The organism is Sphingomonas sp. SORGH_AS_0870, from assembly GCF_031453175.1.
GTDB lineage: Bacteria > Pseudomonadota > Alphaproteobacteria > Sphingomonadales > Sphingomonadaceae > Sphingomonas.
Genome location: NZ_JAVIYW010000002.1, coordinates 1,387,019 through 1,408,784, shown reverse-complemented (window position 1 = coordinate 1,408,784; position 21,766 = coordinate 1,387,019). Strand labels below are relative to the sequence as shown.

Genomic DNA, 21,766 nt, shown 5'->3' with positions numbered 1-21,766 from the left:
TGTCGTTTTAGAATCGAAGCGCTTGCAGCGTCCGGAAGCTGGTCGTGATGTCGGGCAGGTAAGGCGCGGGCGCCTGGTCGTTCTCGACATAGAAATGCTTCACGCCCGCCAGCCCGTTGAGCCTGAAGAGCGCGGCGAAGTCGATCTTCCCCGCTCCCACCGCGGTCATGCTGCCATCGGCGCGCGCATCCTTGACGTGATAGGCATAGATGCGCCCCGCCAGCCGCCGGATCAGCGTCGCCGCATCCTCGCCCGCATGGATCGCCCAATAGAGATCGATCTCGACCTTCACGAGCTTCGGGTCGGTGCCCTTGAGCAGCCGGTCATACAGGCTGACGCCGCCGGGCTTGTTGGTGAACTCGAAATCGTGATTGTGATAGGCGAAGCCCAGCCCCGCCTTCTTCAACTGCTCGGCGAAGCGATTGATGTTGGGCAGCGCCGCATTCCAGCCGGCCTCGGTCCGATGCTCGTCGGTCATATAGGGCAGGATGACGGTGTCCGCGCCCAGCGTCTTCGCCATGGTCACGCATTTCCCAAAATTGCCGAGCAGCGCGTCATAGGGGACATGGACCGACGGCGCCTTCAGCCCCAGCCGGTCCTGCGTGCGGCGGAGCATGGCATGGTCCATCGCGTCATAGCCGCCCCCGCCATATTCGATCTCGCGGTATCCGATCTTCGCCACCGCCTCGAGCGTCTTGACCGGATCGGCCGCGAACAGCTCGCGGATCGTGTAGAGCTGGAGCCCGATGGCGCCCAGCCGCGCGGCCTGCGCCATGCCCGGCAGCAACACGCCTGCGCCCAGCCCCAGCCCCGCGCCCATCAGCGAACGACGATCGATCATGCCGAATATACCTTGTTGACCTGAGAATAGGGGAAGGCGCCGTTATACTCGCCGGGCACGGGCAGATATTCGCGTTCCTGCGTGATGCCGATCTCCGACGTGTAATAGCCGGTGATGACCAGTTGCCGGAACGGCTCGAAGAAGGCGCGGCCTTCGGGCAACACGCCCTCCATCGCCTCGGTCAGCAGCGTGTCCTGCTGCGCCGCCGTCGCCTTGGCGGCGGACACGCGGTGGACGCTCTGGCTGCGCGCCTCGATCGCGTTCAGCCCGGCAATGATCGGCACCCGGTCGGCGGGCAGCGACCAGTCGGCCAGCATCTTCTCGATGAATTCGGGCACCCCGGCCGCAATCGCGCCGGGCGTATCGGTGGTCGGCAGCACGCGTTCGGCCAGCGCGGTCATCGTCGCGCGCTGGACGGGAGTGAAGACCGCCACGCTGGGCGGGCCGTTCGAAATGACGGGAATGGCCCCGCGCGTCTGCTCGACCGCACCCGCCGCACGGGCGATGGGCGCGAACAGCGCGGAGCCGAACATGGCGGTGATCCCCGCCAGGGCATGTCTGCGGTCGATATGGGGGTGGGCGATCATCGGGCATCCTCCGGCAGGTCCTGCGCGATCGCCTCGGGCGGCAGCGGGCGGACCCAGATGTTGCGGAACGAGACGGGCGAGTCGTGATCCTGAAGCTGGATCGGCGCGGCATCGCCATGCGCCTGGTATTTTTCGACCTGCCGCCAGACGGTGGTGCCCAGCATCGCCTGATGGTTCTGGACGACGACGCCGTTCAGCAGCGCGGTGACATAGGCGGGGCGGAGCAGCTTGCCGTCGCCGCCAAAGCGTGGCCGCTCGAAGATGATGTCATAGCTTTGCCACTCGCCGGGCTTGCGCGCGGCGTTCACCAGCGGCGGCTTCCAGGCATAGACCGCCCCCACCTGCCCATCGGCATAGGTCGGATTATTGTAGCCGTCGAGGATCTGGACCTCATAGCGCTGCATGAACCAGATGCCGCTATTGCCCCGGTCCTGCGACGATTTGCGCGGCGGGTTGGGCGAGCGGAATTCGAGGTGCAGTTGGACATCCCCGAAGCTCTGCTTGCTGACCAGCACGCTCTCCGCGTTGCCGTCGCGCGGCGGCACGGTTAGCACGCCCCCCTGAAGCAGCCAGGGCTTGCCGCTGGCCGTCCAGGCGTCCAGCGAGCGCCCGTCGAACAGCACCACCGCATCCGACGGCGCGCCGCCGGGCTGCGCGGCGGGCGTCACGACGCGCGGCGCGGGCCGGTCCGGATCATGGACATGCCATTGGCCACCGGGCAGCATCGGCGTGTCGCGAAACCCCATGCCCGGCTTGTCCTGGGCCGCCGCGCCGCTCGCCACGGCCAGCGCGATCAACGATAGCATACGCATCGCTCCCCTCCTCATGCTGTAGGATCGATCGCGCGGTAGGCGGCGATCAGCCTTTCTTCGCCCGCGCGGCCCTTGACCGAATTGCCATGTTCCATGCCGATCACCCCGGCATAGCCCTGTGCCTTCAGGAAGCGGCAGATATTGGCATAGTTGATCTCGCCGCTGCCCGGCTCGTTGCGGCCGGGATTGTCGCCAAACTGGATATAGCCGATCTCATCCCAGCAGAGTTTCAGGGTCGGGATCAGATTCCCCGACTGGATCTGCTCGTGATACAGGTCGGCCAGCACCTTGACGCCCGGACTGTTCGCCCCGCGCGCCACCGCATAGCCCTCCGCGATCGACTGCATGAAGACGCCGGGATGGTTGGTCCGGGTGTTGAGCGGCTCCATCACCAGCGCCATCCCGTGCGGCGCGACGATATCGCCCGCGCGGCGCATCACGTCGATGATCCGCCCCATCTGGATCGCGGGGTGCAGACGCTTGTCCATGAAGCCGGTGACGACGGTCATCCGCGTCGCGCCGACCCGCTTGGCGACCTCGACCGCGCTTGTCACATCGGCGAGGAAGGCCTGCCGCTCGGCATCGTCATCGCCGCCCAACAAGGGCCGGGACTCGGACCATTTGGGCATCGATGCGACGAACACGCCCATCGTCATCTTCCGGTCGCGCAGCGCCTTGGCGATCGCTTCCTGTTCGGCCACCGGGCGAAGGCGATATTCATTGTCCTCCCAGGCCCAGAAACCCTGATCGGCGGCATAGGCAATCTGCTCAACCGAGCTGTCGCCCCGGCTGGCAAAGCTGCCCAGATGCGGCGCGAAGCCCAGGGTGAAGCGCGCGGCATTGGAGGATCGACCCGCCTTTTGCGCCGCCAGTGCGGCCACCGGCGCGGCGGCGGCGATCCCGCCCAGGATGGTGCGTCGCGACCAGCTCATGCGACGGTCTCCATGACAGGGCGGTGAGGACGGCGGCGCTCGGCCAGCCAGATGCCGCCGAACACGAACAACAGGATCACCGGCACGATCGCCAGCCGCGCGAAGGACTGCGACGCCGCCGCATCCTCGACCTGGCGCAGCGCCTCGCCGGTCAGCCGCTTGAACGCCTCTGGCCCACCGGCCAGCTCGACCTTGGCGGCATCGAACATCGCGCCGAGACGCGGCAGGACGAAGAAGCTCGCCAGCGCGCCCGCCGATCCGACCAGCCCCAATGCCCAGGCCCCGCCGCGCGGATACCGCTCGGCGACCGACGCCAGCATGGTCGGCCACATCGCACAGACGCCCAGCCCCCAGACGGTCGAGGCCAGCACCGCCGCCACCGGTGACTGCGCGCGCGACAACAGGAACAGGCCGATCCCCGCCATCAGGCTCGACACCCAGAGCAGCCCCGGATTGGACAGCCGCCCCGCGATCCGCCCGGCGAAATGGCGGAACACGAACATCAGCGCGCTCACGTACACGAGGAGCAGGATGCCGCGCATCCCGACCCGGCTGCTCAGCGCCACGTCGAGCCATTGCCCCGGTGCCAGTTCGGACGCGGCGGTCAGGAACATTGCGGCGAACCAGACGAAGAAGCTCGGCCGCTTGAACACCTCGGCGATCATGCCGCCGAAACCGACATCGCGCACCTCGCGCGGCACCGGCGGAAAGCGGGTGGTCGCCGCCATCACCAGCACGCCCAGCGCGGGGATCAGGACCAGCGCCATGATCGCCTGCCACGACAGCGTTTCTGCCAGCAGCACGCCCGCCAGCCCACCGACGATCAGTCCGCCGGGATACCAGGCATGCAACACGTTCAGCCGGTGCGTCGTCTCTTCCGGATAGAGCCGCGCGGTCAGCGGGTTGATCGACGCCTCCGCCAGCCCCCAGCCGATCCCGCTGAGCAGCATCCCGCCCCAGACGATATGATAGACCGCCATGCCGCTGGCCAGCGAGCCCGCCCCGACGATCGCCGCCGTCCCGACCAGAAAGCACAGGCCGCATCCGATCAGCATCTGCCGCGCGCCGATCCGGTCGAGCAAGGCGCTCGCCACGAACAGCGTCGCCGCAAAGCCCAGAAAGGCCGAGCCCAGCGCCGACCCGATCAGCTCCCCCGCCTGCACCGGCGCGATGGGGTCGATCCACTGCGCCTTCAGGCTGCTCGCCACCGCCGCGCGCAAGGCCGCGCTCGCGGCGGCCGTGAACAGCGCCAGCACGCTCAGCCAGAACAGACGCGACCGATTGTCCGGTATCGCTTCCACGCCCCTCTCCCGCTTATATTTTTTGGCAGACTTTACCGTCCGAGGCGGATGGTCAAGCCGTTGCAATCGTTAAATTCCCAGCCAGCGGCGATTGGCGTCGGGATCGCCCCCACCGGCGAAATCGTCGAAGGCCCGCTCGGCCCGGCGGATCATATGGGCGGCGATGAACGAAGCCCCTTCGCGCGCGCCATCCTCCGGGTGTTTGAGGCAGCATTCCCATTCCAGCACCGCCCAACCGGCATAGCCATATTGGGTCAGCTTGGAGAAGATCCCGCCAAAATCGACCTGCCCGTCGCCCAGCGAGCGGAACCGCCCCGGCCGGTCGATCCAGTCGCTGTAACTGCCATAGACGCCCGCGCGGCCGGTCGGGTTGAACTCGGCATCCTTGACGTGGAACATGCGGATGCGGTCGTGATAAAAGTCGATGAATTGCAGATAATCCATCGCCTGCAGCACGAAATGGCTGGGGTCGTAGAGGATGTTGGCGCGGGCATGGCCGCCGACCGAATCCAGGAACCGCTCGAAGGTCGTTCCATCGTGCAGATCCTCGCCGGGATGGAGTTCGTAGCAGAGGTCGACGCCCTCCTCCTCGAACGCATCCAGGATCGGCCGCCAGCGCTTGCCGAGTTCGGCGAATCCTTCCGCGACCAGCCCGGCGGGCCGCTGCGGCCAGGGATAGACGAAGGGCCAGAGCAGCGCGCCCGAAAAGGTCGCATGCGCCTTCAGGCCCAGCCGCCGACTCGCCCTGGCGGCGTATCCGAGCTGCTCGACCGCCCAGGCCTGTCGCTCGGCGGGTTTGCCCCGTACCGCCTCGGGCGCGAAGCCGTCGAAGGCGGCGTCATAGGCGGGGTGGACCGCGACCAGCTGCCCCTGCAAATGAGTCGACAGTTCGGTGATCGCGACGCCCGCCTCGGCACAGCGCCCGGCCAGGTCGTCGCAATAATCCTGGCTCTCGGCGGCGGTCTTCAGGTCGATGCAACGCGCGTCCCAGGTCGGAATCTGCACGCCTTCATAGCCCGCCTCCGCCATCCATCGCGCCGCCGAGTCCAGCGTGTCGAACGGGGCCGCATCGCCCATGAACTGGGCCAGGAAGATGCCCGGCCCGCGCATGGTGGGCACCGCACTCACTTGGCGGTCTCGGCCTTGAGATAGGCGATCAGCGCGGCGCGCTTGGCCGGATCGGCGACGCCGATCGGCATCCGCGTGCCCGGCACCTTCTTCATCGGGGCGGCGATGAACTCGTTCAGCGTCTTGTCGTCCCACTTCAACCCCGAGGCCTTCATCGCGGGCGAATAGTTAAAGCCGGGCACCGACCCGGCCTGCCGCCCGAAGACCCCGTTCAGATTGGGACCCACGCCGTTCCGCCCGCCCTTGTTGAGCGTGTGGCAGGCGCGGCAGGCGGCAAAGGCCTGCGCCCCCGCGGCGGGGGCCGATTGCGCGGTCGATGGCGCATTGGCGGCGATGACGATGGTCATGGCACCGGACAATGCGGCCAGCCAGAGCAGCTGCCTCATCCTCACTCTCCTGTCATTTTCTTTCCCAGACTCGCTGGTTCGCGATCGAGTTTACCGCTAAACCGTCGGCGTGCAAGCATCGAATGTCGCCAGGTGAGCGACCGGGGCAAGGGAGAGGATGATGGCGAAGCGCAGGTTGCGGCTGGCGATGGCGGGTGGCGGCGAAGGGGCCTTTATCGGGGCGATCCATCGCATCGCCGCGGCGCTGGACGGGGATTGGGATCTGGTCGCGGGCGCGTTCAGCAGCGATCCGCAGCGCAACCGCCGGACGGGCGAGCAGCTCGGCCTGTCCCCCGACCGGGTCCATGACACGCTCGACGCGCTGCTGGCCGACGAGCGCGCGCGTGCCGCCGGGGACCGGATCGATGCGGTCGCGATCGTCACGCCCAATCATCTCCACGCCCCGATGGCGATCGCCGCACTGAACGCCGGTTTCGCGGTGTTCAGCGAAAAGCCGATGGCGATGAACCTCGCCGAAGCCCGCGCCATCGCCGAGGCCGCCCGCGCCTCGGGCCGGCTCTATGCGCTGGCTTTCACCTATAGCGGCTATCCGATGGTCGAGGAGGCGCGGGCGCGGGTGGCGCGCGGCGATTTCGGCGCGATCCGGCTGATCCATGTCGAATATATCCAGGGCTGGCTGAGCCGCCCGCTCGACCGCGAGGGCAACAAACAGGCCGAATGGCGCACCGACCCGGCGCGCGCCGGGCTGGGCGGCTGCCTGGGCGATATCGGCACCCATGCCTTTCAACTGGCCGAGCATGTCTCGGGCCACCGGGTCGCGGCCTTGTCGGCGGACGTTACCACCCATGTCGACGGGCGGATGCTCGACGACGATGTGAACGTGCTTCTCCGCTTCGACGGCGGCGCGCGGGGCACGTTGCGCGCAACCCAGGTGGCGGCGGGTGAGGAAAACGGCCTGCGCCTGCGCATCCATGGCGAGAAGGGCGGGCTGGAATGGTCGCAGATGGAACCGAACACGCTGACCCTGCGCTGGCTCGACCGCCCGGCGGAGATCGTCCGCGCGGGCGGGCCGGGGCTGGCCGACACCACCCTGCCGCGCCAGCGCACGCCGGGCGGCCACCCCGAAGGCTATCTCGAAGCCTTCGCCAATCTCTACCGCGCGGTCGCCCGGACGCTGGACGAGGATGGCCCGGCAGAGGGCGGCGTGATCGGCGCGGCGGACTGGTTTCCGGGATTGGTGCCGGGTTTGCGCACCATGGCCTTTGTCGAGGCCGCGCTCGCCAATGCCGCGTCGGACGAGAAATGGACGGCGTTTCCGGAGGTCGATAGCATCGGGGGCCAGGTCTGATCGACATTCAGTATTGCATCTTCTTCCCCTCTCCCCTGGACAGGGGAGAGGGTTAGCGAAGCTTGCCAGCCTGCTGGCTAGCGCAGCTTGGGTGAGGGGTTGAGCGAGCCCAAAGGCTCGCGCGCTCGCTTCGCGAGCGCCAATCCCTCACCCAGCAGAATGTCGATCGACCCTAGGTCTGATCGGCAGAACCGATGGACCGGACCGCGCTGGGCTATCGGCTCATCGGGAGGGGCACGGCGGCGTCAGGCCTTGCGCCCCCGCACGATCCCGACTGCGCCGGCCAGTACCGCCGCATCCTCGGCAAAGCCCGTCTTCGTCTGGCCATAACGGCCCAGCGCCGCCATGCGTCCGCGCCAGCCGGGATAGGAGGCGATCACCGCCGTCACGCCGCCGACCGCCGCGCCCAGCCAGCGATGCTTCGGGCTGGCGAGCGCCGCGCCTGCGATCGCAGAGGTGGTGAAGCGGGCCGCGAGGCCGATCGGCACGATCCGGTCGGGCGCGGTCTTCTGCTTGTCGCCCGCCATCTCGCCGATGGCGAGCGCCAGCGTGCCCGCCGCGACCAGCGGGTTGGCGAGCCATTTCAGCGGCCCCTGGCCCAGCCGCAATTCCCCACGCGCCGCCGCGATCGACACGGCGGCCAGCGGGGTCATGGCGCGCTGTCCGCCGACCAGACCCATTTTGAACGATGCGAGCATGACGCGACCCTTTTCGTGAAACCCATGACGAGCGGCACCAATCCCGCCGCCCGCCACCGGGTTCCCGGCGGTCTGTCATGCCCCCTTTCCCACGACATCCCGGCTGCGCCATGATGCGGGCATGAAACCCATCCTTCCCCTCGCCGCGCTGCTGTCGCTGGCCGCCTGTTCCTCCAACACCCAGCCCACGGGTCTGAGCGAGGAGGAGAATCGCCAGCTTAACGAGGCCGCCGCCATGCTCGATGCCAATGCGGTCGATCTGAACGCGATGGCGCCGTCGAACGTTACGGGGGAAACATCCCATGATACCGAGGGTTAAGCGTCCATGACCGACAAGAATCTGCGCCGCCTGGGATCGACCGACCTGATGATCGCGCCCCTGGTGCTGGGCGGCAATGTGTTCGGCTGGACCGCCGATCGCACGGCGAGCTTTGCGGTGCTCGACGCCTTTGTCGAGCAGGGCGGCACGATGATCGACACCGCCGATGTCTATTCGGCCTGGGTCGACGGGCATCAAGGCGGCGAGTCCGAGGCGATGATCGGCGAATGGCTGAAGGCCAGCGGAAAGCGTGACCGGGTGCTGATCGCGACCAAGGTCGGGATGCTGCCCGGCGAAGGCGGCGAAAAGCTGGCGCCCGCGCGTATCGTGGCGGCGGCCGAAGCCTCGCTGAAGCGGCTGGGCACCGACCATATCGACCTGTATTTCGCGCATCAGGATGACGAGGATCAGCCGCAGGAGGCGGTGATGGAGGCCTTTGCCCGGCTGGTCGAGGCGGGCAAGGTCCGCGTGATCGGCGCATCCAACTTCCACGCCGCCCGACTGAAATCCGCCAATGACGCGGCGCGCGACGCGGGACTGCCGCGCTTCCACGTCCTTCAGCCCGAATATAATCTGGTCAGCCGCCACAAGTTCGAGGGCGAATTGCAGGATTACTGCGTCACCGAGAATATCGGCGTCGTCCCCTATTACGGGCTCGCGGCCGGGTTCCTGACCGGCAAGTACCGAAGCGAAGCCGATCTGTCGCAAAGCGTGCGGGGCGCCCGGATGGGCGAGCTGCTGCACGGCAAGGGGGCCGATGTCCTCGCCGCGCTCGACGATGTGGCGGAGGAGGTGCGGGCCACCCCGGCGCAGGTGGCGCTGGCCTGGCTGATGGCGCAGGCGGGCGTCACCGCCCCGATCGCCAGCGCGACCAGCGTGACCCAGCTGAGCGAATTGACGCCCGCGATGCACCTGACCCTGACCGACGACCAGCTGGCCCGACTCGACGCCAGCGGCGCCTAGACAGCGAAATTAAACTATATTAATTTGGAAAATCTTGTCATTCCCTTGTCATCAGAGCCCATGTCCGCACCGCGACCGACCGTCCTGATCGTCGAAGACCAGCCGCTGCTGTTGCTGCACGTCCGCTTCGCGTTCGAGGATGCCGGTTACGCCGTGATCCAGGCGGCGAATGCCGACGAGGCGCTGATCGCGCTGGACCGTCATCCGGACATTCGCGCGGTCTTCACCGATGTCGCGATGCCGGGCTCGCTCGACGGCGCGGCGCTGGCGGAGCGCATCCGGGGGGCCTATCCGCGCGTCGCGGTGCTGGTGACGTCGGGGCATCAGGCTTTTGCCCCCACCGACCTGCCCGACGATATTCGCTTCGTCGCCAAGCCTTATGTCGGGCACGAGATCATCCGGATGCTCGAAGAGGAAATGGCCTGACCCCAGGCGCGTTTTCGCGTCAGGCCGCCCTGGCCTGGACCACGCCCGGACGACCGATCAGATAGCCCTGGATCTGGTCGCACCCCAGTTCGCGCAGGGTCGCCAGTTGCGCCTCGGTTTCCACGCCCTCGGCGACGATCGGGATGTTCAGGCTGCGGCCCAGTCCGATCGAGGCGCGGACGATCGACAAAGCGGGGCCGTGCGAATCCATGCCGCTGGTGAAGCTGCGATCGATCTTGATCTTGTCGAACCGGAATTGCTGGAGGCTGCTGAGCGAGGAATAGCCGGTGCCGAAATCGTCCATGACGATCCGCACCCCCGCCTGGCGCAGCGCGCACAGATTGGCGGTGGCGGTCTCGCGCTGCTCGATCAGCACGCCCTCGGTCACCTCCACCTCGACGCGGCGCGGGTCGAAGCCATGGTCGAGGATCGTCGCCAGCATCTGCCTAGCGAGCATCGGATCGCGCAGCTGCACCGGCGACAGGTTGATCGCCAGCATCCATTCGCGTGGCCAGGCGCGCGCGACGATCAGCGCCTCGATCAGCAGCCGGTGGCCGATCTCGCCGATCATGCCGTCTTCCTCGGCGATGGCGATGAAGACGTCGGGGCTGACCGGGCCGAGCACCGGATGGGTCCAGCGCGCCAGCGCCTCCTGTCCGATGATCCGCCGGGTCCGGCAGTCCGCGATCGGCTGAAACGCCAGCTGCAATTCGCCGCGCACCCCCGCATCGCGCAGTTCGTGCGCGAGCCAGCGGCGCTGGCGGCGTTCCTCGTCCATCGCCGCGTCGTAATGGCGGGCACGGTGGCGGCCGTCCGCCTTGGCCCGGTAGAGCGCGATATCGGCGCAGGCCTGAAGCTCGTCGGCTTCGCGGCCATGGCGCGGCGACAGGGCGACGCCGACGCTCATCCGCACCGCCGGGCTGGCGGGATCGTTGGCGACGATGGCATAGATACGGCGCACCAGCGCCTCGGCATCCTGTTCGTCGGGGGCCAGATGGTGGATGATGGCGAACTCGTCCCCGCCGATCCGCGCGACGGTATCGCCGCTGCCCACCGCTGCGGCGAGCAGATCGCTGGCGCGCCGGAGCATGGTGTCGCCGGTGGCATGGCCGAGCGTGTCGTTGACACCCTTGAACCCGTCCAGATCGATCGCCAGCAACGCGATCCGGCGTCCGGCCTGCAAGGCCGCGTTGAGCCGCCGTTCAAAGACGACCCGGTTGGCCAGCCCGGTCAGCGGATCGTGATGGGCCAGATATTCGACCTGTCGCTGGATACGCTCACGCTCCTCGGCGGCGCGGGCCAGCGCGTCCATGCCGCGCGCCAGCTCGCCCAGTTCGTCGCGACGGCGCAGGCAGAGCGGCTCCAGCGTCAGGCCCGCGCTCATCGCGCGCATCGCCGCGACGATGTTCATCAGCGGGCGCATGATCCGGTTCCGCAGCCAGAGGATCAGCCCGGACACCAGGATCACGACCAGCAACCCGGCCAGCACCATCTGGACCAGCGCACGCCTGGCCAGCGCCTCCACCTCCCGCGTCTGCCATCCCAGCCGACGGATCAGCCGTTCGTGCACGGCGTCGCGCCGCCCCTCCAGCACGTGCAGTTCGGCGATGAAGACCGGCATGGTCCGCTTCATCGAATCCCGATCGCTCGCCCGACGGATAACGGCCCGCGCCGTGCGCAGAAGCTGCCGCTCCGCCGCCAGCTCTTCGTCATAGGCCGTGACGAGGTCCGGCGGCACGCCGCCATCCTCGACCCGCGAGGCGGCCAGCCAGGCCCGTGCGCTGGCGTCCAGCATGTGCCAGCGTTGCGCGGGCACGCTGCCCCCCTGCTCGACCCGCCGGGTCAGTGCACCGATTCGGACCCGGAAATCGCGCAATTGCGCGTCCTTCTTGTCATGCTGGTCGAGCAGCGTCGCGATCCGGCGCGTCGACTGGACCATGGTAAGCAACTGGTTGTTCAATAGAAGTCCACAGCCGCCGAGCAGCATGAAAATGCCCAGGACGATGGTCAGCATCGCCGCGAAACGAAATTCCAGGGACTGAATACGACGATGAAGCCAAGTCATGGCGTTCGTTGTATACGATCAATCCTTAAAACAGGTTAAGTAAACCAGATCGCATTTCTCAATCCGGGGCAAAGACCAGCGCGTTGATCGGCCGGTCCCGTTCGTTCACGATCAGGGCCCGACCGATGGGGGGCAGGGATCTTTGCGGACAGGCGGGGCGTGGACAATGGCGACAGCCGGGCCCGATCGGCGTCGCCGGTCCGGTCAGCGCATGCCCGCGCGCGGCGGCCAGTTGCCCCGCCAGACCGGCCTCCAGTCCCAGGACCAGCACGAAACGCGCGGTCACACCCGACACAGACCGCCCCGCGCGGTTCCCGGCCAGTGCGATGGTCGCAAAGCGGCTGCCATCGGGCATCTCGACCAGTTGGAACACCGCCTCCCCCACGCGGTCGAAGGCGGCGAAGACGGTCCATAGCGGACACCGTCCTTCGGCCTCGACCAGCACCGGATTGGCCGAACCGGCATAGCGTTTGGACACCTGCCCCGCGCGGTCCACGCGCATCAGGAAAAAGGGCAGCCCCCGCGCACCGACCCGCCCCAGGGTGGTCAGCCGATGCGCCAGTTGCTCGTACGAAACGCCGAAGCGCCGCGCGACGATTTCCAGATCATAGCCGGTTGCCTCGCACGCGCGCAGGAGGCGGGCATAGGGCATGACCAAAGCCGCCGCGAAATAGCGTTGCAGGTGGCGCCGGAACAGCCGCTCGGCGATCCGGTCGCCAAAGGCCGCGCCGCGCGCCAGCGCGTCGATCTCGGCGCGGGCCTCCAGCTGGGCGAGTTGCGTCGCCAGCGCAAAGACGCGCGCCGGGGCCTCCAGCATCTCCGACAGCTGTAACTGGCGCGCATGGAGGTCCAGCCGGGTCAGCAAATCGGGCAATATGTCGATCGGCAGGATTCGGATGGTCAGCGCATGGCGGACGCGAAGCCGCTCGGCCAGCGCACCATAGAGATCGCCCGCCGCCATGCGCAGTTCGTCGGCCAGCCCCTCGGCCGCTGCGTCGAGATCGGGGAAATGGTTGCGCCACCGCTCGATCTCGCGCCGGACGAGCAGCGTCGGATCGGGCGCGGCCGGGGTCGCAGCCGTCGCCTCCCCAACCCCTGCGATCCGGTCGAACGCGCGGGCAAAGGCCTCCGCACCGCCGGGCGCCGCCGCCAGCCATTCCTCCAGCTCGGTCCGGTCGATCTCCAGATCGGCGAACATCGGATCGGCCAGCCGCCGCCGCATCGCCGCTGTCCCGCCCCCCGGCGCATCCGCCGCCAGCGCGCGCGGGTCGAAGTCGAACGTCTCGACCAGCCGCACCAGCAACGCCGCCGAGACGGGGCGCTGATTGCGCTCGATGAGGTTCAGATAGCTGGGCGAGATGGCGAGCATCTCGGCCATCGCGGCCTGCGACAATCCATGCTGGCGACGCAACCGGCGCACCGCATGACCCGCGATCAGCTTGGCTCCGCCCATGCCCGGCTCTCCTTCGGCATCATGCTGCTATGCCGTGCAAAGGCTGTCAATTCTTTACAACGCGACATGCTGCAAGTCGCAGCGACGTGACCCCGACACGCGCCGAAACGGCGTAACCGCCTGTTCCATCGATCCGAACAGCCGCATTCTCCGCCTCAGGGAATAGCGATTTTGTAAAGGATCACGCCATGACGCAGAGCTTCACCGATCTGGTTCCGGCCCCTGCCGGGCGGTTCGACGGGATCGCCCGTCCCTACACCCCGGCGGATGTCGCGCGGCTGCGCGGGTCGATCGCGGTGGAGCATACGCTCGCCCGGCGCGGCGCGCTGAAGCTGTGGGAATTGCTGAAGACTGAGGATTATGTCCATGCGCTGGGCGCGCTGTCGGGCAACCAGGCGATGCAGATGGTCCGCGCGGGGCTGAAGGCCATTTATCTGTCGGGCTGGCAGGTCGCGGCCGACGCCAATACGGCGGGGCAGATGTATCCCGACCAGTCGCTCTACCCCGCCAATGCCGGGCCCGAGCTGGCGCGGCGGATCAACGCGACGCTGGCGCGCGCCGACCAGATCGAACATGCCGAGGGCGGCGCGACCCGCGACTGGTTCGCCCCCATAATCGCGGATGCCGAGGCCGGATTCGGCGGTCCGCTCAACTGCTTCGAGATCATGAAGGCCTATATCGCGGCGGGCGCGGCGGGCGTGCATTTCGAGGACCAGCTGGCGTCGGAGAAGAAGTGCGGCCATCTGGGCGGCAAGGTGCTGATCCCGACCGCCGCGCATATCCGCAATCTGGATGCGGCGCGGCTGGCGGCGGATGTGGCGGGCGTGCCGACGGTGATCTGCGCGCGCACCGACGCCGAAAGCGCGCGGCTGATCACCTCGGACGTGGACGAGCGCGATGCCGAATTCCTGACCGGCGAGCGAACGCCCGAGGGCTTTTTCCGTCTGAAGGAGGGCACCGGGGTCGATCATTGCATCAAGCGCGGCCTGGCCTTCGCGCCGCATGCCGATCTGCTGTGGTGGGAGACGTCGAAGCCCAATCTCGCCGATGCCCGCCGCTTCGCCGAGGCGATCCGGCGCGCCTATCCGGACAAGATGCTCGCCTATAACTGCTCGCCCAGCTTCAACTGGGAGAAGAATCTGGACCGCGACGACATCGCCCGCTTCCAGCGGGAGATCGGGGCGATGGGGTACAAGTTCCAGTTCGTCACGCTCGCCGGGTTCCACCAGCTCAATTACGGCATGTTCGAGCTGGCGCGCGGCTATCGCGACCGGGGCATGGCGGCCTATTCCGAGCTCCAGCAGGCCGAGTTCGCCGCCGAGGGCCATGGCTATACCGCGACCCGCCACCAGCGCGAGGTGGGCACCGGCTATTTCGACCTGATCGCGCAGACCGTGGCGGGCGGCGACAGCTCGACCACGGCGCTCGCCCAATCCACCGAGGCCGCCCAGTTCGAGCGGGCCGCCTGAACCCGTTCATAAGAGAGGAGAATATGCCATGCCGACCGAACCCCAACGCAGCCGCGCCGTCTTCTCCACCGAGGATTTCGCGCTGATGAAGGAAGCCGTCGCCGAACACGTCAAGCGTGTCGCCGACGATCCCCGATCGATCAAGTTCGCGCACCTCTACCACCGGCTGGGGCGGATCGCGTCATAAGGGTTTCTCCCGCCGCCGCCACCAGCCCATCACCCCTCTTCCTTGGGGAAGGAAGCGCCCCGCCGATCCAGCATCGGCGGGGTTTGTTCGCGCTGCGGAACAAGCGGCCCGATCGCGCGCTTGACCGCCCATGCCCGACACCGGCCTGACCGCGCGCATTCGCGAGAATATCGTCCTCTACGGCGCGCTGGCCGCCAATCTGGGTATCGGCGTCGCCAAGTTCATCGCCGCCGGGATCACCGGCTCTTCCTCGATGCTGACCGAGGGCGTTCATTCGGTGGTGGACAGCGGCAACCAGATCCTGCTGCTCTACGGCCAGAAGCGCGCCAGGCGCGGGCCCGATGCGGTCCACCCCTTCGGCTATGGGCGCGAGCTGTATTTCTGGGCCTTCGTCGTCGCCATCCTGATCTTCGCGCTGGGCGCGGGCATCTCGATCTACGAAGGCTGGCTGCATGTCCAGGCGCCCGAAGAGCTGCGCGATCCCACCGTCAACTATATCGTCCTGGCCATCGCTTTCGCGCTCGAAGGCGCATCCTGGACGATCGCGGTGCGCGAATTCGCGCGGGCCAAGGGCGATGGCGGCTGGTGGCAGGCGATCCATGAGTCGAAGGACCCGGCGGGCTTCATCGTGCTGTTCGAGGATTCGGCGGCACTGGCCGGGCTGGTCATCGCCGGGCTGGGCGTCTGGCTGTCGCACCGGCTGGGCGATCCGCGGATCGACGGCATCGCCTCGATCCTGATCGGGCTGGTCCTGGGGCTGGTCGCGATCCTGCTCGCGCGCGAGGCCAAGGGGCTGCTGATCGGTGAGCGCGCCGACCCGCAGGTGGTGGAGACGATCCGCACGATCGTCGCCGACCGCCCCTGGATCGCGCACGTCAACCATGTCCGCACGATCCACACCGCGCCCGACAGCATCTTCGCCGCGATCAGCGCGGATTTCGTCGACACCGTCCCGATGGGCGAGGCGGAGACGCTGATCGAGACGCTGGAGGACGATCTGCGCCGCGCGGTGCCGATGCTGTCTTCCATCTATATCCGTCCGGAGAAGCATGAAAATGCCGCTCCGCCCGTGCCCCAATCTCCCCTATAAGGGCGTTGATGACGATGCTTTTGCGGCTTGCCCTCGCTCTGGCCTTTTCGCTCCTCGGCGCGCTTCCCGCGCAGGCGGCGGTGACCATCACCTTCTGGAGCCATGAGTTGGGGAACAGCTTTCCCCATGCCTTTTTCAGCTTGCGCGGCACGGTCGACGCCACCGGCGCGCCGGTCGACGCCAATTACGGCTTCACCGCCAAGTCGATTTCCCCGGCATTGCTGATGGGGACGGTCAAGGGGCGGCTGGATATCTCCAAGCCCTTCTATATCGCGACCAGCGACGCGCAATTTTCCTATGTGATGACCGACGCGCAATATGGCGACATCCTGGCGCTGGTCGCGGCCTGGGACGAGAAGACGGGCGATGGCCGTTACAATCTGAACCAGCGCAACTGCGTTCATTTCGTGCAGGAGGCGGCGCGGCGGCTGGGGCTGGTCGGGCTGGAGCATCCCGAACTGATGAAGAAGCCCCGTTCCTATCTGAAGACCGTGGCGCAGGCGAATGCCGGCCGCGTGACCGTCATCGGCCAGAGTGGCAAGGCCTATCTCGCCTCGCTGCCGCCGCTCCCGGCCGCCGCCCCGTCGAGCCTCGCGCCGGTGGCTCAGGTCCCGGCGGGCACCAGCTCGACGATGTCCAGCACCGATTCATAAGCGGGATAGGGAAAGGCGATCCGCCAGCGTTTGGCGTCCACCCGCTCCAGGACGCCCGCCATGTCGCGCGCCTCGTCGCGACCATAGGCATAGGACCGTTCTTCGTCCCCCAGGATCAGCGTGCCGAGGAAGATGCTGCGCGCATCGGTGTCGCCATAGACCCGCCCGGCGAGCCGCTGCGACCCGTCCAGCTTGGCCAGCTGCGTTCCGCCCGCCGACACGCGGCAACGGAAATAGGAATAGGCGACATAGGTCAGCACCGCGCGCCCCTGCGACCCCAGCTTGATCGTCCGGCAGCGATAGTCGCCATCGGGTAGGGTCGGCTCCGCGATCGAGTGATCGGGGTCGGCCAGTTCGCCCAGGCCATCGATCTCCTTGCCCGCACCCCCTGCCCGCGCCTGCCCCAGCGCCTTCATCCAGGCGGTTCGCCAGCCGCGCAGCCGGATACGGTCCGACTCGGTCGCCGCGCGCCGCCAGTCGGTCGCATCCGCATCGCGGCGCGCCGGGGCGGGCGCCGCCGTCGCCAGGACGGCCAGCGCGGCCAACAGCCCGGCCGCCTTCACTGCGCGGTCCATCCGCCATCGACCGACAGGTTCGCGCCGGTAATCGCCCTTGCCTCGTCGCGGCACAGGAACAGCGCCAGCGCCGCGACCTGTTCGACGGTGACGAATTCCTTGGTCGGCTGTGCCTTGAGCAGCACGTCCTCGATCACCTGCTCGCGGCTCAGCCCGCGGGACTTCATCGTATCGGGGATCTGGTTCTCGACCAGCGGCGTCCAGACATAGCCGGGCGAGATGCAATTGGCGGTGATGCCGTCGGTCGCCACCTCCAGCGCCACCGTCTTGGTGATGCCGACCACGCCATGCTTGGCCGCGACATAGGCCGATTTGTTGGGGCTGGCGACCAGGCTGTGCGCCGAGGCGGTGGTGATGATCCGACCCCAGCCCTTTTGCCGCATGTACGGAATCGCCGCGCGCATCATGTGCCAGGCCGAGGACAGGTTGATCGCAATGATCGCATCCCATTTCTCGACCGGGAATTCGGCGATCGGGGCGACATGCTGGATACCGGCATTGTTGATGACGATGTCCACCGATCCCGTCTCCGCCGCCGCGCGCGCGATCATCGCCTCGATCTGGTCGGGCCGGGTCATGTCGGCGGCATCGTACAGCGCCGCGGCACCGCTGAGATCCGCCAGCGCGGCGCGGTTCGCCTCGATCGCGTCCGCCTCGCCGAAGCCGTTCAGCATCACCGCCGCGCCCTCGGCGGCCAGCGCCCTGGCATAGGCAAGGCCGATGCCCGAGGTGGAACCGGAAATCACCGCCGTCTTGCCCTTCAGGAACATGCCATTCTCCCTTGGTCCGCCCGTACCATGCTGGCAGACGCCGCCCGGTGCAACCGCCGGAAGGCTTTGCGGGTTCAACGCATGACAGACCCGTTATAGGGGCAGGAACGAAGGGGAATGACGCCATGCGGCTCGACGATTATGACAACGACATCAATGTCGGCGAGGCGCAATCCAGCGGGGGCTTCGGCGGCGGTGGCGGTGGCGGCCTGCTGTTCGGCCTGTTGCCGCTGATCGGCAGTCGATTCGGATGCGGCGGGATCGTCGTCGTCCTCATCATCCTGGCGGTCGTCGGCCTGAACCCGCTGAGCCTGCTGACCGGCGGCGGTGGCGGCGGCAACGCGCCCGTCACCCGCTCCGCCGGTTCGTCGGGGGAACAGAGCGTCCGACAGGTGTGCGAGGCCTCGCCCGAGCGCCGCGAGACCTGCCGCGCGTTCAGCAATGCCGACAACACCTGGGAGAAGATCTTCGCCCAGGCCGGTCAGCGCTTCGAGGCGCCGGGCCTGCGCTTCTTCAGCGGATCGGGCCGCTCGGGCTGCGGCGCGGCGCAGTCGGCGATGGGGCCCTTTTATTGCCCGACCGATAGCGGCATCTATCTCGACACCAGCTTCTTCAACGAGCTCGAAACGCGTTTCGGCGCGAAGGGCGATTTCGCGCGCTATTATGTCGTCGCGCATGAGTTTGGCCATCACATCCAGAACCTGCTCGGCACCTCGACCAAGGTGCGGCAGGCGCAGCAGGCGGCGGGCGAGGCGGAGGGCAATGCCCTGTCGGTCCGGCTGGAGTTGCAGGCGGACTGCTATGCGGGCGTCTGGGCCGCGAAGAACCGCGATCGGCTGGAACCCGGCGATGTCGAGGAAGGCATGACCGCCGCCCGTGCGATCGGCGACGACACGCTCCAGCGCGAGGCGACCGGCCGGGTCGTGCCCGACAGCTTCACCCATGGCACCTCGGAACAGCGGATGCGCTGGCTGCGGCGCGGGATCGAGACGGGCGATCCGGCCCAGTGCGACACCTTCTCGGGCGCGATCTGACGCCCGGTTCGCCGCCCCGGCACATGGCCGGGGCGGCGGCGTTCCGGCTTATAGCCTGACGAGCATCTTGCCCTTGTTGCCGCCGGAGAACAGCGCCAGAAAGGCCTCCGGCGTGCGGTCGAGACCTTCGAACACCGTCTCCTCGCGCTGCAACTTCCCCTCGCTCAGCATCGCCGCCATGTCGCGGTAAAAGCCCTGCTGATCCTTGAAGTCGCTGACGATGAAGCCCTGGATCCGCACCCGGTTGCCGATCAGCCGCGCCAGATATTTCAGGCTGGTCGGCTTTGCATCGTTATAGACGTCGATCATGCCGCAAATCGCAAAGCGCGCGCCCGGCCGGGCATGCGCCAGCGCCGCATCGAGATGGTCGCCGCCGACATTGTCGAAATAGACGTCGATCCCGTCCGGCGCGGCCTTGCCCAGCGCCTCGACCACCGACATATCGCCCTTATAGTCGATGACCGCATCGGCGCCGAGCGAACGGACCCAGTCGGTCTTGTCCCGGCCGCCTGCCGAGCCGATCACCGTCATGCCCTTGGCCTTGGCGATCTGGACCACGGTCGACCCGACCGCCCCCGCCGCCGCCGAGACGAAGACGGTGTCGCCGGGCTTGGCCTCGGCCACCTGGAGCAGGCCGTAATAGGCGGTCATGCCCGGCATGCCGAACTGCCCCAGAAACGCCTGCGGATCGACGCCCAGATCGGGGAGCGGCTGGACATGCTGCGCCGGGATCACCGCCTCGTCGCGCCAGCCCGCCATATGGCTGACCAGCGTACCGACCGGGACGGTTTCCGCGCGGCTCTCGACCACCTCGCCGATCGCCCCGCCCTGCATCGGCTCACCCAGCTGGAAGGGCGGGACATAGCTTTTCCCGTCATTCATCCGGCCGCGCATATAAGGATCGACCGACAGCCAGCGGTTCGCCACGCGCACCTGGCCGTCGGCCAGTTCGGGAAGCGGCTGTTCGACCAGCGCGAAATCCTCGTCGCGCGGCATCCCCTTGGGACGCGCCGCCAGAGTCCAGGCCTTCATCATCTTGTCCTTTTCGTCATGGGTTGCGGACATGGGAAAGGGCCCGGATGTTGTCCACCCGAGCCCCCGAGAAAAAGTCACTGATGCGTGACGATTTCGACCTTAATAGCCCCGATTGCCGTCCTGGCCCGTGGTCGAGCCGGTCGTGGCGCCCGTCGTCGTCGTGCTGCCGGTGCCGGTGGTCGTGCCGGTCGCCGTGCTGCCCGCCGAGTTGCCGGTCGCGGCGGTCTGGCCGGTCGCGGACGTCTGGCCATAGCCGCTCGACTGACCATAGGACGAACTCTGGCCGTAACGGTTCGAGCCCTGCTCACTGGTGCGATCGCCGAACATCGCGCGGGCATTCTCCTCCTCGCGCCATTGGGCCTTGGCCTCCTCGGCGGTCTTGGTCAGCGTGACCTTGTCCTCGACCGACTTCAGCCAGCGCGACGGGATCGAATGATGCTGGCCGCCTGCATCCTTGTCGTTCTTGGTCAGCAGGATGCGGTCGCCGCGCACCTTGTCCACCGTGCCGACATGGCTGCCGTCCGAACCGACGACCTCCTGATGCTCGGTCACCTTGCCCAGCAGGCCGCGCTGGCCCTGGCGCTCGGTGCGCCAGCTGTTGAACTCATTGTGAAACTTGGTGCGGTTCTCGCTGCGATATTCGTCATAATCGCGGTCGAGTGCGGCGATCTGGCCGGAGCGCCAGCTGTCATAGTCGCGGTCCTGCGCCGCATAGTAACGCTCGTCGTACTGCGCATCCGCTTCGCGACGACGCTCGGCCTCCTCGTCGCCGAACCACGAGCGGACCTCGTCCCCGGCGCGGGCGAAGAAGCCGCGATCCTCATAGTCATAGCCCTGCGGCTGGCGACCATAATCGCCACCCGATTGCGGACGACGGTCCTGGCCCCGGCCCTGCTCGTAACGGCCCTGCTCATAGCGACCCTGGCGGTCGTCACGTCCATAACGGTCGCCGGTATAGCCATAGCCGCGCGACGAATCGCCATAGCTCGCCGTCCGATAACCCTGATCGCGGTCGCCCGAACGATAGGAGTCGCGGCCCTGATCGCGTTCGTTGCGATAGCCATAATCGCCCGAGCGGCCTTCGCCGTAGCGCCCTTCATTGTAACGGCCGCCGAAATCCTGACGCGAACCGCCGCGATACTCGCCGCGCTGGTCATAGCCCTGGCGGCCATAGCCCTGATGGCCATAGTCGCGCGCGCCGTAACCGCGCCGGCTGTCGTTACGGTCGTTGCCGCGATCGTCGTCGAACGCACCGGCGGCTTCGTAATCGCGCGCGCTGGAATAGGTGTAATCCCGCCCCGAGCCGTAGTCCCGGCCATAGTCGAAGTCGCGGTTTCCGCCATTGGCGCCGCGGGAATAGCGATCGTAAGCCATTCAAACCCTCCTGAAATTCGGTCCTGCGGGGGCCGACGCCACTCGATCGGCGGGTCGTGCCTTCCGGGTGTTTCAATGAGGCAGATCAAGACATGGTTCCGTTGCCGCCATGCCACGCGCGACGGGATGCCCGAGGCGAAGGACCGGAGGCGCGCAAATTTTTTTGCCCGTATCGCGCGAAGCAGTGTTGCGTCGCCCCCGATGACCGGCTAATGGCGTCGCTCCCGACGATAGTCGGGCACGGGGCGGGGCTGTAGCTCAGATGGGAGAGCGCTGCAATCGCACTGCAGAGGTCAGGGGTTCGATTCCCCTCAGCTCCACCACCCCGCCTTTTATTCCCACATCGCAACAGCATGGTG

General features: G+C 67.5%; 23 protein-coding genes and 1 tRNA gene. 10 read left to right on the top strand and 14 right to left on the bottom strand.

Annotated elements, in window-relative coordinates; genetic code table 11:
* Positions 1-7 precede the first annotated feature (7 nt).
* The 7 genes from QE363_RS07230 to QE363_RS07200 all read right to left on the bottom strand — a co-directional run bounded on the left by QE363_RS07230 (position 8) and on the right by QE363_RS07200 (position 5,987).
* Complete coding sequence (locus QE363_RS07230; RefSeq protein WP_309693669.1) at positions 8-841, bottom strand: sugar phosphate isomerase/epimerase; 834 nt, start codon at positions 839-841, stop codon at positions 8-10.
* Positions 838-1,428, bottom strand: a complete 591-nt coding sequence (locus QE363_RS07225; RefSeq protein ID WP_309693666.1) for a gluconate 2-dehydrogenase subunit 3 family protein — start codon at positions 1,426-1,428, stop codon at positions 838-840. The genes QE363_RS07230 and QE363_RS07225 overlap by 4 nt, the downstream gene beginning before the upstream one ends.
* A complete protein-coding gene (locus tag QE363_RS07220; protein ID WP_309698128.1) occupies positions 1,425-2,234 on the bottom strand; it encodes a DUF1080 domain-containing protein in 810 nt (269 codons plus the stop codon). The genes QE363_RS07225 and QE363_RS07220 overlap by 4 nt, the downstream gene beginning before the upstream one ends.
* A gap of 17 nt (positions 2,235-2,251) precedes the next feature.
* Positions 2,252-3,172 carry a TIM barrel protein gene (locus QE363_RS07215; protein ID WP_309693663.1) on the bottom strand — a complete coding sequence of 307 codons (921 nt, stop codon included), beginning with the start codon at positions 3,170-3,172 and terminating at the stop codon, positions 2,252-2,254.
* The gene (locus QE363_RS07210; RefSeq protein WP_309693661.1) at positions 3,169-4,473 is read right to left on the bottom strand and encodes an MFS transporter; all 1,305 of its coding nucleotides are present in this window, start codon (positions 4,471-4,473) and stop codon (positions 3,169-3,171) included. The genes QE363_RS07215 and QE363_RS07210 overlap by 4 nt, the downstream gene beginning before the upstream one ends.
* A gap of 69 nt (positions 4,474-4,542) precedes the next feature.
* Positions 4,543-5,583 (bottom strand): sugar phosphate isomerase/epimerase, encoded by a 1,041-nt coding sequence (locus tag QE363_RS07205; RefSeq protein WP_309698126.1) that lies wholly within the window; start codon positions 5,581-5,583, stop codon positions 4,543-4,545.
* Between the two features lie 14 nt (positions 5,584-5,597).
* Positions 5,598-5,987, bottom strand: coding sequence for a cytochrome c family protein (locus QE363_RS07200; RefSeq protein ID WP_309693659.1), 390 nt, complete (start codon positions 5,985-5,987; stop codon positions 5,598-5,600).
* A gap of 121 nt (positions 5,988-6,108) precedes the next feature.
* Here QE363_RS07200 and QE363_RS07195 point away from each other — a divergent pair, with 121 nt between their 5' ends.
* Positions 6,109-7,296, top strand: a complete 1,188-nt coding sequence (locus QE363_RS07195) for a Gfo/Idh/MocA family oxidoreductase (RefSeq protein ID WP_309693657.1) — start codon at positions 6,109-6,111, stop codon at positions 7,294-7,296.
* A gap of 245 nt (positions 7,297-7,541) precedes the next feature.
* On the opposite strand, the gene QE363_RS07190 is transcribed toward QE363_RS07195, so the two are convergent.
* Positions 7,542-7,994 carry a DUF4126 family protein gene (locus tag QE363_RS07190; RefSeq protein WP_309693654.1) on the bottom strand — a complete coding sequence of 151 codons (453 nt, stop codon included), beginning with the start codon at positions 7,992-7,994 and terminating at the stop codon, positions 7,542-7,544.
* A gap of 121 nt (positions 7,995-8,115) precedes the next feature.
* On the opposite strand from QE363_RS07190, the gene QE363_RS07185 reads away from it, so the two are divergent.
* Genes QE363_RS07185 through QE363_RS07175 form a run of 3 tightly spaced genes read left to right on the top strand, consistent with a single transcriptional unit; the run spans position 8,116 to position 9,702 of the window.
* A complete protein-coding gene (locus tag QE363_RS07185) occupies positions 8,116-8,313 on the top strand; it encodes a hypothetical protein (protein WP_307103956.1) in 198 nt (65 codons plus the stop codon).
* Between the two features lie 6 nt (positions 8,314-8,319).
* Positions 8,320-9,276, top strand: a complete 957-nt coding sequence (locus tag QE363_RS07180) for an aldo/keto reductase (protein ID WP_309693651.1) — start codon at positions 8,320-8,322, stop codon at positions 9,274-9,276.
* Between the two features lie 60 nt (positions 9,277-9,336).
* The gene (locus QE363_RS07175) at positions 9,337-9,702 is read left to right on the top strand and encodes a response regulator (RefSeq protein WP_307103951.1); all 366 of its coding nucleotides are present in this window, start codon (positions 9,337-9,339) and stop codon (positions 9,700-9,702) included.
* 19 nt (positions 9,703-9,721) lie between these two features.
* Here QE363_RS07175 and QE363_RS07170 read toward each other — a convergent pair whose 3' ends face one another.
* Together QE363_RS07170 and QE363_RS07165 are read right to left on the bottom strand one after the other, a co-directional pair.
* Positions 9,722-11,767, bottom strand: coding sequence for an EAL domain-containing protein (locus QE363_RS07170; RefSeq protein ID WP_309693647.1), 2,046 nt, complete (start codon positions 11,765-11,767; stop codon positions 9,722-9,724).
* Between the two features lie 58 nt (positions 11,768-11,825).
* Positions 11,826-13,220 carry a short-chain fatty acyl-CoA regulator family protein gene (locus QE363_RS07165; protein WP_309693646.1) on the bottom strand — a complete coding sequence of 465 codons (1,395 nt, stop codon included), beginning with the start codon at positions 13,218-13,220 and terminating at the stop codon, positions 11,826-11,828.
* Positions 13,221-13,408: 188 nt separating this feature from the next.
* Here QE363_RS07165 and aceA point away from each other — a divergent pair, with 188 nt between their 5' ends.
* From aceA to QE363_RS07145, 4 genes are all read left to right on the top strand, one after another.
* Positions 13,409-14,689 (top strand): isocitrate lyase, encoded by a 1,281-nt coding sequence (aceA, locus tag QE363_RS07160; protein ID WP_309693643.1) that lies wholly within the window; start codon positions 13,409-13,411, stop codon positions 14,687-14,689.
* A 28-nt stretch (positions 14,690-14,717) separates the two neighbouring features.
* Complete coding sequence (locus QE363_RS07155) at positions 14,718-14,876, top strand: hypothetical protein (RefSeq protein ID WP_307103943.1); 159 nt, start codon at positions 14,718-14,720, stop codon at positions 14,874-14,876.
* 130 nt (positions 14,877-15,006) lie between these two features.
* Positions 15,007-15,966, top strand: coding sequence for a cation diffusion facilitator family transporter (locus QE363_RS07150; protein WP_309693640.1), 960 nt, complete (start codon positions 15,007-15,009; stop codon positions 15,964-15,966).
* Positions 15,967-15,974: 8 nt separating this feature from the next.
* Positions 15,975-16,619 carry a hypothetical protein gene (locus tag QE363_RS07145; RefSeq protein ID WP_309693638.1) on the top strand — a complete coding sequence of 215 codons (645 nt, stop codon included), beginning with the start codon at positions 15,975-15,977 and terminating at the stop codon, positions 16,617-16,619.
* Here the strand turns inward: QE363_RS07145 and QE363_RS07140 are convergent.
* Both QE363_RS07140 and QE363_RS07135 read right to left on the bottom strand, forming a co-directional pair.
* The gene (locus tag QE363_RS07140) at positions 16,571-17,194 is read right to left on the bottom strand and encodes a DUF4893 domain-containing protein (protein ID WP_309693636.1); all 624 of its coding nucleotides are present in this window, start codon (positions 17,192-17,194) and stop codon (positions 16,571-16,573) included. The genes QE363_RS07145 and QE363_RS07140 overlap by 49 nt on opposite strands.
* Positions 17,179-17,964, bottom strand: coding sequence for a 3-hydroxybutyrate dehydrogenase (locus QE363_RS07135; protein ID WP_309693634.1), 786 nt, complete (start codon positions 17,962-17,964; stop codon positions 17,179-17,181). The genes QE363_RS07140 and QE363_RS07135 overlap by 16 nt, the downstream gene beginning before the upstream one ends.
* A gap of 125 nt (positions 17,965-18,089) precedes the next feature.
* Here QE363_RS07135 and QE363_RS07130 point away from each other — a divergent pair, with 125 nt between their 5' ends.
* Complete coding sequence (locus tag QE363_RS07130; RefSeq protein WP_307103931.1) at positions 18,090-18,998, top strand: neutral zinc metallopeptidase; 909 nt, start codon at positions 18,090-18,092, stop codon at positions 18,996-18,998.
* Positions 18,999-19,046: 48 nt separating this feature from the next.
* On the opposite strand, the gene QE363_RS07125 is transcribed toward QE363_RS07130, so the two are convergent.
* Both QE363_RS07125 and QE363_RS07120 read right to left on the bottom strand, forming a co-directional pair.
* On the bottom strand, positions 19,047-20,063 hold the full coding sequence (locus QE363_RS07125) for an NADP-dependent oxidoreductase (RefSeq protein WP_405053168.1): 1,017 nt from the start codon (positions 20,061-20,063) through the stop codon (positions 19,047-19,049).
* A 69-nt stretch (positions 20,064-20,132) separates the two neighbouring features.
* Positions 20,133-21,407, bottom strand: coding sequence for a DUF2171 domain-containing protein (locus QE363_RS07120; RefSeq protein ID WP_309693630.1), 1,275 nt, complete (start codon positions 21,405-21,407; stop codon positions 20,133-20,135).
* A 247-nt stretch (positions 21,408-21,654) separates the two neighbouring features.
* On the opposite strand from QE363_RS07120, the gene QE363_RS07115 reads away from it, so the two are divergent.
* Positions 21,655-21,730, top strand: a tRNA-Ala gene (locus tag QE363_RS07115).
* Positions 21,731-21,766: the final 36 nt, after the last annotated feature.